We start from the raw sequence: 9,551 nt of genomic DNA on the forward strand, positions 1-9,551 counted from the left end.
TGCTAATCTTCGACGATTACGAAGATTTTGTCCGCCACCTGGAATCGCGCGCCCGTCCCGGCGATCATCTACTTAWTTTGGGGCTACTCCGGTCTGTGCAGGGACGATAATATCGCGCTCGATGCAAAGTACCCCGACGCTGCGGGCCGAACCCCGCGCGGCGGTGCTTATTGAAGGTCTAACCGCAAACCCAAATGAAAGAACAGTTGTGAAAGACAACGACAACCTCACCATCGAACGCCCGACCTTCGTCACCCATCTCGAATGCGCGATGGAAGGCGACCGCTACGCCGCCGATGAGGTCCACAACCTCTCCAAGGCCGGCAAGCCGCTGCTGGTGCGCTACGACCTCCCTCGGGTGAAGAAGGCGCTGACCAAGGACGCGCTGAGCCAGCGCCCCGCCGACATGTGGCGCTACCGCGAGCTGCTGCCGGTGCGCAAATGCAAGGACATCGTCTCGCTCGGCGAGGTCACGACGCCGCTGATCCGGCTGCCGAAGCTCGGGGAGAAGCTCGGTGGCGGCGAGATCATCGTCAAGGACGAGGGGCGGCTGCCGACCGGCTCGTTCAAGGCGCGCGGGCTGGTGATGGCGGTGTCGATGGGAAAGGCGCTCGGCATCAAGCACATGGCGATGCCGACGAATGGTAATGCCGGCGCGGCGCTCGCGGCCTACGCGACATCCTGCGGCATCAAGACCACGATCTTCTGCCCGGCTGATACGCCGGAGGTGAACGTCAGCGAGATCGAACTCCAGGGCGCGACCGTCTACCGCGTCAACGGCTATATCGACGATTGCGGCAAGATCGTCGGCGAGGGGAAAGCAAAAGTCGGCTGGTTCGACACCTCGACGCTGAAGGAGCCCTACCGCATCGAGGGCAAGAAGACGATGGGCCTGGAGCTCGCCGAACAGCTCGGCTGGGACGTGCCCGACGTCATCTTCTATCCGACCGGCGGCGGAACCGGCCTGATCGGCATGTGGAAGGCGTTTGACGAGCTGGAGAAGATCGGCTTCATCGGCGCGAAGCGTCCGCGCATGGTCGCGGTGCAGGCCTCCGGCTGTGCGCCGATGGTGCGGGCCTACGAGGCCGGCACGGAGCATGCGACGCGCTGGGAGGACGCCCACACCATCGCGTCCGGCATCCGCGTGCCGCAGGCGATCGGCGATTTCCTGATCCTGCGCGCGGTGCGCGAGAGCAAGGGCTTTGCCATCGCGGTCGACGACGACAAGATCTCGTCGGCGCTGAACGAGGTCGCACGCGAGGAGGGGCTGTTGCTGTGCCCCGAGGGCGCCGCGACCTACGCCGCCTACAAGGCGAGCCTCGCCGACGGCCGCGTCAGCAAGACCGACCGCGTGATGCTGTTCAACTGCGCCACCGGCCTGAAGTACCCGCTGCCGCCGGTGACCCGCACGCTCGACCGGCACAAGCCGATCGACTTCTCGCAGTTCTAGAAGTTCTCCCTCGCCCCGTTCTTGCGGGGCCGCGGCGAGCTTCGCTCGCGCTGAGAGGCTAGGGGTGGGGGGCCTGCTTCCGCAAACGCATTGGCAGAAGGTCTCGCGGAGGCTCCCCCTCACCCGAATTCGCGCTGCGCACGRATTCGACCTCTCCCCGCAAGCGGGGCGAGGTAAGGAAAAAGCAAAAATCGCTGCGGAGGACACAATGACGAAGCCCGTCTGGGCCGCGCTGATCGGCATCCTTGCTGTCACGAGCGCCGTGCGCGCCGATGATTATCCCTCACGTCCCATCACCGTCATCGTGCCCTTCGCCGCCGGCGGTCCGTCGGACGCGATGGCCCGCGTGCTTGCCGAGCGCATGCGGACGTCGCTCGGCCAACCGCTGGTGATCGAGAATGTCACCGGCGCCGGCGGCTCGATCGGCGTCGGCCGCGCCGTGCATTCCCCGCCGGACGGCTACACGATCTCCTTCGGCCATCTCGGCACCCATGTCGCCAACGGCGCCGTCTACAAGCTCAACTACGACCYTGTCRCCGATCTGGAGCCGGTGGTGCTGTTGCCGAGCAACCCGATGATCGTGGTCAGCAAGAATGCCGTGCCTGCGGCCTCGTTGAAGGAGCTCCTGGCGTGGCTGAAGTCGCGGCCGTCGTCGGCAACGGCCGGTACCGCCGGCGCGGGCTCCGGCAGCCACATCGCCGGCGTTTATTTCGAGAGCGTCAGCGGCATCAAGCTGCAATACGTGCCGTATCGCGGCACCGCGCCTGCGTTGAACGACCTCATCGCCGGCCAGATCGACCTCATCGTCGACCAGACCTCCAACTCCATCAACCAGGTCCGCGCCGGCACCATCCGTGCCTACGCGATCACCGACGACAAGCGCCTGCCGTCGGCGCCGGAGATCCCGACCGCGGAGGAGGCGGGGCTGAAAGGCTTCAACATGACGCTGTGGTCGGGCCTGTGGGTGCCGAAGGGCACGCCGAAGGAGATCGTCACCAGGCTCAACGCTGCGGCCGTGGAAGCGCTGAACGATCCCGCCGTGAAGAAACAGCTCGAAAGCCAGGGCCTGGAGATGACGCCCCAGGATCAGCTCACCCCTGAAGCCCTCGGCACGCGCCAGAAGGCGGAGATCGCGAAATGGTGGCCGATCATCAAGGCGGCGAACATCAAGGTGGATTGAGGCGCATCGCCGCCTCGTTCACGGCCACGACGACGAGATTCCTCGCCGTGAAGAGGGCTCGAGGCTGCTGCATCACGTCCTGGCTTCACCGAGCCCCGTCAGGGCCGACTCCAGACATTGAAGGAGAGCCGGCGTGGAAAACGGCTTTGCGAGAAAGCAGATGGCGCCAGCCTTCAGCGCGCGCTCGCGCACGGTATCGTCGGGAAAGGCCGTCATGAAGATGAAGGGCGTGCGGTGACCGAGGCCGCGCATATGCATCAACAGATCGACACCGCTCATGGCCGACATCTGCACGTCCGCGATCACGCATGACGTCAGGTGCAGTTCAGCCGATTGGAGAAATTCGTGAGCGGAGCCAAAGATGTAGACCGTGTACCCCCGCGACGTCAGAAGATTGTTCGTCGCGAGCCGGACGGAGGGATCATCGTCAATGACGGAAATGACCGAAGGGATTGACATGATCGCTCCTGAYCGGGGGGGCCGCCGATCATGGTGCAGCGCCCATCGGAAAGTGGGCCCTCGGAGCGCGCTTGAAAAGCATACTTAGGTTTGCACGTTTCGCCCTGGGCGCTGGATTCCGAGCGCCTCGGTCATCCTGACGAGATCGGCCAAGGACTTCGCGCCCATCTTCCGCATGATCTGGCCGCGATAGATTTTGACGGTAATCTCCGCCAATCCGAGTTCGGCGGCGACTTGCTTGTTCATCAGGCCGGACGCAACCAGGGCGAGAATGTCGCGCTGACGCGCCGACAGGCCTTCGAAGCGAGTCCGCACGCTTGATACCGACTTCTCGGCATCGCGCCGCTTGCGATCCCGTTCGATCGCAGCCTGGACCGCATCGAGCATGTCCTGGTCGCGCACCGGCTTGGTCAGAAAATCGATGGCGCCGCTCTTCATGGCCCTGACGGTCATGGGAATATCGCCATGACCGGTGWTGAAGATAATGGGCGTGTGAATGTTGGCCTTCGCGAGGTCCGCCTGGAGGTCGAAGCCGCTCGAGCCCGGCAGGCGAATGTCGAGCACAAGGCAACTGGGGACCGCCGGCGGCTTGGCTTCCATGACCTCCGCTGCCGAGCCGAAGGCTTCGACCTTGAGGCCGACGGATTGAAAGAGATTGGTGAGCGCACGGCGCATCGACGGATCGTCATCAACGATCATGACGATCGGATCATCGGCGCCCGCCTGCGCCGGCGTCGGTTTGGCGTGGTCGGTCACGACGTGTCCCCGTGCGGCAAGGGCAGCGCAATCTGGAAAGTCGCACCGCTCCCCTCATTGGGAAAGGCCGACAGCCGCCCCGCGTGAGCCTCGATGATCGACCGGCAGATCGATAGTCCCATCCCCAGGCCGCCCGACTTTGTCGTGAAAAAGGGCGTGAAGATGCGTTCCATCCCGTCCTTGTCAAGGCCGACACCGCGATCCGTGACGGTGATGAGCAGGCGGCCGTCGCCGTTCTCGCCGACTTGGCTGGAGCGGATCGCCAGTTCGCGCGGGCGGCCAACATTGGCTTCCATGGCTTCGATGCCGTTCATGACAAGGTTGATCAGCACCTGCTGGAGCTGGATCCGATCACCGCAAATCCTGGGCAGACTTGACGTCAATTCCATTCGCACCGACACGGCATGGGTGGCAAGCTCGCGCCGAACGAGGGCCAACGCCTCCCTGACGACCTGGTTGATGTCGAGTGGAACGACTTCGATTTCGGTCTTCTTCGCAAGCGCCCTGATCCTGCGGATCACCTCGCTGGCCCGATTGGCGTCCTCGACAATCCACTCCACGGAGCGGCGCGCGGCATCCAGATCGGCCGGTTCGCGGCCGAGCCAGCCGATGCAGGCGTCTGCATTGGAGATCACGGCAGCCAGAGGCTGGGTGATTTCGTGGGCTATCGAGGCGGTCAGTTCGCCGAGCATCGTAACGCGCGTGACATGGGCGAGCTCGGCTTGGGCCTTGCGCAGCGCTTCCTCGGCCTGCTCGGCGCGGGTCGCCGCCGTCACATCGCTGCTGACGCCACGATAGCCGCGAAAATGGCCGTTCGCGTCGTGGAAGGGCTTGCCGCTGGTGCGCACGTAGATTGGAGATCCGTTGCGATCCCTGCTGCGATAAACCAGGTCGCGAAACGGAAGGTGGGCATCGAGGGCCGCGCGATGCTGCTCCCACTTCTCGGGCTCGAGCTCGGCATCGGGCGGAATGTCCCAACGGGTCAGGCCGATCAAGCCCGTCGGCRCAGCAATGGCCGTATCGGCGTGTTCCGAGATCCGGGTGATACGGTGATCCGGCCCGGTCTCCCAAAACCAGTCCGATGCGGTTTCGGCATAGTCGCGGAACCGCTGCTCGGACTCCTTGAGCTCGTCAAATGCCTTTTGCAGCGCTTCTTTTGCGACGAACTGCTCGGTGACGTCGACGTGCGTGCCGATAATTTCATTTACCTCGCCGTCRCTGCCCGTGACGGGATGTCCTTCCGTATGGACGCGTCTTATCGAACCGTCCGGACGCGCAATCCGAAAGTCAATTTCGAAGGGCTCCCTTTGCTGCACCGCCTGACGTTCCACGTCGACAATTCGTCGAAAGTCCTCGGGAAGGATCCGTTGCTGGAAAGCCTTGGCCGGCACATCGAGCTGGTCCGGATCAAATCCGAACAGGCGGTAGAGTTCATTCGATCGGTAAGCGAACTCCTGACGACTCACGTCCCAGGCCCAGCTGCTGGTATGGCTAAGGCGCTGGGCTTCGGCCAAATAGGCCTCGCTGCGACGCAACCTCTGGTCCGCTTCTTTTGTGATCGTGACGTCGGTGACAGCCCCGGCAAACTCGACGCGCCCTGATGCATGTCTCACCGCGYGCGCCACGGAATGGAGATATTTGACCGATCCATCAGGCATCAGCAGGCGATACTCGTGGTCGTAATCCTCCGCTTCGCGCAAGGCTCTATCGAGGGTCTTGCGGACCGCATCGCGATCTTCCGGATGGATGCGCTGAAAAACAAAATCCAGGGTCGGCTTCACCGCCGGGTCGCATTGGAAGATGCGAAAGGTTTCCCTCGACCAGACGATCGCGCCGGTCGCGGCGTTCAGGCCGAAGCTGCCGGTGCGGCTCAGTTCCTGAGCCTGGGCGAGGTAGGCCTCGCTCTGGCGCAGCGCATCCTCGGCCTCCTTGCGCTGGGTGATGTTTTCACAGGCGACCAGGACGATCGGCGTGCCGTCGCGGCGCAGCATGGCCTTGGCGTTTTCACGGACCCAGAGGACCGAGCCGTCCTTCCGGATCTTGCGGATCTCCCAGGTATGCGACTGGTCCACGGTTTCCAGGCACAACGCGACGCATCGGCGAACGAGGTCGTGATCTTCCTCGAAGAAGACGTTCAGCACGGATTGGCCGGTCAGCTCGGCCGCCGTGTAGCCCAGTTGCGCGGCGCCGAATGTATTGACGTTGAGCACCGTTCCGGCCGGATCGATCATGAAGTACATGACCGGATTGTGCTCGAACACCTCGCGCCATTGCTTCACGGCGTCGCGCAGCTCGCTGTCCTGCCGCCAGTCATCTCCGACCGCAGGCTTGTCCTTCGCTCCGTTGCCGAGAGATCGAAGCGCCGCAAGGCCGCCGAGCAGCAATTGAGCGGCCGAATTGCCAAGTTTCGCGATCTGGCCAGGCATCATCGCATGCGTCCCGGCTCGCTGGGGTCAATGCGAGTAGAGCATTTTGCGACAAGAGGGGCAATTGCCTCAGACCAAGCAGGACTCTGCCTCCGACCAAAGTCGGGCTCTGCGTCGAAAACTCGCGGGCTCCGTGCAGCCTGCGAGCCATGCGCCGTCTCGTTGCGCCCAGGCAAAGTCCGCAAGACTACGGGACAAACCTACGTATAGCTCGCGCATCCCTAGTCATACCGTGCATTTACCTCCGTACAATTGAGCGATCCGTTGCATAGGGCCTAGTCTCACTGCCAATCCAGTGGAGTCGATTGCGAACCACAACCCGCCGCGTAGCTCGGCGTGATGCACCTTAGAGGCTCCGCCTCTGCCGTTGCCCTGACCGGCCGCATGACTTGGCGGGTCACGATTGAGAAGCCGCATTCATTGACGACGTGGTGACCGCTCACCAGGAAAGCCAGGACCCATAAGAGGCCAAGAGGAGAGGATCATGTGCGATAAGTCCGAACAATCCGAACGTCGTCCTGCCGAAAACGGCTGCGCCGTCTGCGGCGGGAAGTTTGGCCTGATCCGATATTATTCCTGGCGAACGCCGCTCTGCTCAAGGAAATGCCTCGATCGCTTCAGGGCGCGCCGCGAGCGCGACCGCCGATGGCTGTTTCAATTTCAGGCGGCGTGAGGATCAGCCCAGTTCGGCAGTTCTGAATCAGGAGGCTGAATTGAACCGTGCCTGCAAGCTCCTGTTGGCGATCGCGCTGCCGCTTCCGGTGATGACGGGAGTGGCGGCCGAGGAGGTCAGGCAGGATGGTGCACATCGTCACCATCCGTCCCAGGATCGGCTTCTGCACGAGAAGTTCTATTCGAGCTGGCACATGCCCGACAATCCGGTGCTGAGTTGCTGCAACAACGCAGATTGCTATCCGACCGAGGTTCAGTACGTCGACGGCAGGATCTACGCCCGGCGCCGGGAAGACGGCAAATACATCCTCATCCCGTCCCAGAAGGTCGAGCGAAACAGGGACAATCCTGACGGCCGCAACCATCTTTGCGCGCCGCCGCCGTCCGCCTCTCTGGTCGACACGGTCTACTGCTTCGCGCTGGGAGGTGCCACGTGAGATTCATACTGGTGAACGGCAGAACCCCTTTCCGCAAGACGTTCTGTCTGTGGTGCTGCGAGCAGATCAGCACCGGCTATCTGCGCGACGCCAGGACGCAGCTGCCTTACTGCGGCTACGAGTGCTACGCGCTGCATGGCGAAGTTGCGCCGTTGATCGAGGGGCGTACGCGAGCGGCGTCTTGAGCGGACACGTGGTCGAGACGATCGGCGGTGCGCCCGCCGGCAGGAGAGGACACGACCTTGAAATTCATGCTCGTCAATCATGGACGACCCAGCCACGGCGCCACCTGCAGCGCCTGCGCCCAGCCGTTGGGCGCGAGTTACGTCCGCCATGTGTCCACGCAACGGCGGTATTGCGACACTGATTGCTACCGGCAATATCAGCAGCAGGCCATGGAAATGCTTTGGCCTTACCGCACTTCGCTCGAGGCCATCACGCTGTTGGCGGCCATTTCGAGCTGGAGCTGGATGATGCAGATGGGCGCGCTCTCGCGCTCGCTGACCGAGGCATATCTGCGCGCGCACAGCCTTCCCGCCCCGGAAGGAGGTGACGGCTAGCCGAGCAATGCTGGCCGCGCAGAGAAGTCGGCCGCAGTCACTGCATCGAGCTTCGCGCCGCGTCCAGCCCCGGCGTTGCGAGGCTAAGGTGCAGGGGCTGCGGCCGATGCCGTTGGTGCCGCGCTGACCTCATGCGTCGTGACGCGCTGCTCGGACTTCGCCGTGGCGGGGCTGCTGCCCTCGAACCGCGCGCGGTAGACCAGCACGTTCTCGATCACGCGCTGGACGTAGTTGCGGGTCTCCGACAGGGGAATGCGCTCGACCCAGTCGACCGGATCGACCTTGGGGTCGCGCGGATCGCCGCGCGCCTGCACCCATTCGCGCACGCGGCCGCGGCCGGCATTGTAGCCGGCGAAGGTCATGATCTGGTTGCCGCGATATTCCGACAGCAGCGCGCTGAGCTCGGCCGCACCCATCTGCGTGTTGTAGACGGGGTCGGAGACCATCCTGTCCCAGTCATAGGTCAGGCCGAAGCGTTTTGCGGTGTCGCGCCCGGCTTCGGGCGTCACCTGCATCAGGCCGACGGCGTTGGCGGGGGACTTGTCGCGCTGGTCGAACGAGCTTTCGGTGCGCGCCACCGAATAGATCACGCTGGTCTCGATTGCGGGCGCGACCTGCTTGTGCTCGGGAATGCCGATGGTCGGGAACGCGTAATGGTCGAGCGCGAGCCCGCGCGCCAGCGCCGACTTGCCGACCTCGAGCATCGCGCGGGCATCGTTGCGCCGACCGGCGAGCTCGCCGAGCGCTTCGAGCGCTGCGACCTCGGTGCTCTCCTTGGCGAAGTCCTCGACGTAATAAAACACCGTGTCGCGCTCGCCGATCCCGTACAGTATGTCGGCGGCGCGCACGCGTTCGTCCGCGGGCGGTGTGTCGGCCGCGGCCAGCACGGGCGAGGGCGGACGCAGCTCGATCCGGTCGAGGCCGAGGCGCGCCCGAGCGAGCTGGCCGTAATAGGCCGTCGGATAGCGCGCCGCCGCCTGATAGCTCATGCGCGCGTCGACGGTTGCGCCCATCGCCTCGGCGGCACGGCCGCGCCAGTAATGCGCGCGCGACAGCGCGAGCGGATTGGGCGAGCCCTCGTCGATCGCGGCGAAATGCACCATCGCCGTCCTGGGATCGTCGAGATAGCGCAGCGCGATCCAGCCGCACATGAAATGGTAGTCGACGCGGTAGACCTCCATCGCCGGCACGGCCGCCGCACGCACCACGTCATAGGCGGTCTTGAACTTGCCCTGGTCGAGCAGTTTTCGCGCCAGCAGGCGCCGCTCGCGCCACCAGGCATCGGTGTCCTGCGCCGCCATCGTGTCGGGCGCGGCCGCCAGGATCACATCGGCGGCGTCGTCGATGCGGTCGTTCTGGAGATGCCATTGCGCGCGGCAAAGCACATAGCCGAGATCGCGGCGCGCGTCGGTCGAAACGTCCTCGAGATAGTCCCGCGCCTTGTTGGCCTTGCCGGTGACCGCGGCGCAGGCCTTGACGATCGCGAGCGCATCCTCGCCGAGCCGCTTGGCGGCGCGCCGTGCCCCGGCGTAGTCCTTGGCGCCCAGACGCTTGTCCATGCGGGCGCGATGATCATCAGTGGTCAGAAGATCGCGGAACGCCTCGTAAGAG

General features: G+C 64.2%; 9 protein-coding genes. 5 read left to right on the forward strand and 4 right to left on the reverse strand.

Going from position 1 to position 9,551, the window contains the following annotated elements:
- Positions 1 to 208 precede the first annotated feature (208 nt).
- Together ACXJL8_RS24105 and ACXJL8_RS24110 are read left to right on the forward strand one after the other, a co-directional pair.
- The gene (locus ACXJL8_RS24105; RefSeq protein ID WP_456622451.1) at positions 209 to 1,450 is read left to right on the forward strand and encodes a threonine synthase; all 1,242 of its coding nucleotides are present in this window, start codon (positions 209 to 211) and stop codon (positions 1,448 to 1,450) included.
- A gap of 208 nt (positions 1,451 to 1,658) precedes the next feature.
- Complete coding sequence (locus tag ACXJL8_RS24110) at positions 1,659 to 2,630, forward strand: tripartite tricarboxylate transporter substrate binding protein BugD (RefSeq protein WP_456685707.1); 972 nt, start codon at positions 1,659 to 1,661, stop codon at positions 2,628 to 2,630.
- Positions 2,631 to 2,702: 72 nt separating this feature from the next.
- On the opposite strand, the gene ACXJL8_RS24115 is transcribed toward ACXJL8_RS24110, so the two are convergent.
- From ACXJL8_RS24115 to ACXJL8_RS24125, 3 genes are all read right to left on the reverse strand, one after another.
- Positions 2,703 to 3,089, reverse strand: coding sequence for a response regulator transcription factor (locus tag ACXJL8_RS24115; protein WP_456622449.1), 387 nt, complete (start codon positions 3,087 to 3,089; stop codon positions 2,703 to 2,705).
- Between the two features lie 84 nt (positions 3,090 to 3,173).
- Positions 3,174 to 3,845, reverse strand: coding sequence for a response regulator transcription factor (locus ACXJL8_RS24120; RefSeq protein WP_456685708.1), 672 nt, complete (start codon positions 3,843 to 3,845; stop codon positions 3,174 to 3,176).
- Positions 3,842 to 6,274 (reverse strand): PAS domain-containing sensor histidine kinase, encoded by a 2,433-nt coding sequence (locus ACXJL8_RS24125; RefSeq protein ID WP_456685709.1) that lies wholly within the window; start codon positions 6,272 to 6,274, stop codon positions 3,842 to 3,844. Before ACXJL8_RS24125 ends, ACXJL8_RS24120 begins: the two co-directional genes overlap by 4 nt.
- 710 nt (positions 6,275 to 6,984) lie before the next feature.
- Here ACXJL8_RS24125 and ACXJL8_RS24130 point away from each other — a divergent pair.
- The 3 genes from ACXJL8_RS24130 to ACXJL8_RS24140 are packed head-to-tail and all read left to right on the forward strand — an operon-like array spanning position 6,985 to position 7,940.
- Positions 6,985 to 7,380, forward strand: coding sequence for a hypothetical protein (locus tag ACXJL8_RS24130; RefSeq protein ID WP_456622445.1), 396 nt, complete (start codon positions 6,985 to 6,987; stop codon positions 7,378 to 7,380).
- Positions 7,377 to 7,565 carry a hypothetical protein gene (locus tag ACXJL8_RS24135; RefSeq protein ID WP_456622444.1) on the forward strand — a complete coding sequence of 63 codons (189 nt, stop codon included), beginning with the start codon at positions 7,377 to 7,379 and terminating at the stop codon, positions 7,563 to 7,565. The genes ACXJL8_RS24130 and ACXJL8_RS24135 overlap by 4 nt, the downstream gene beginning before the upstream one ends.
- 57 nt (positions 7,566 to 7,622) lie before the next feature.
- On the forward strand, positions 7,623 to 7,940 hold the full coding sequence (locus ACXJL8_RS24140; protein WP_456622443.1) for a hypothetical protein: 318 nt from the start codon (positions 7,623 to 7,625) through the stop codon (positions 7,938 to 7,940).
- A gap of 83 nt (positions 7,941 to 8,023) precedes the next feature.
- Here ACXJL8_RS24140 and ACXJL8_RS24145 read toward each other — a convergent pair.
- Positions 8,024 to 9,551, reverse strand: a 1,528-nt coding sequence (locus ACXJL8_RS24145; RefSeq protein WP_456685710.1) for a lytic transglycosylase domain-containing protein, incomplete at its 5' end; no start/stop codon positions are given.

Source organism: Bradyrhizobium sp. P5_C11_2, from assembly GCF_054049755.1.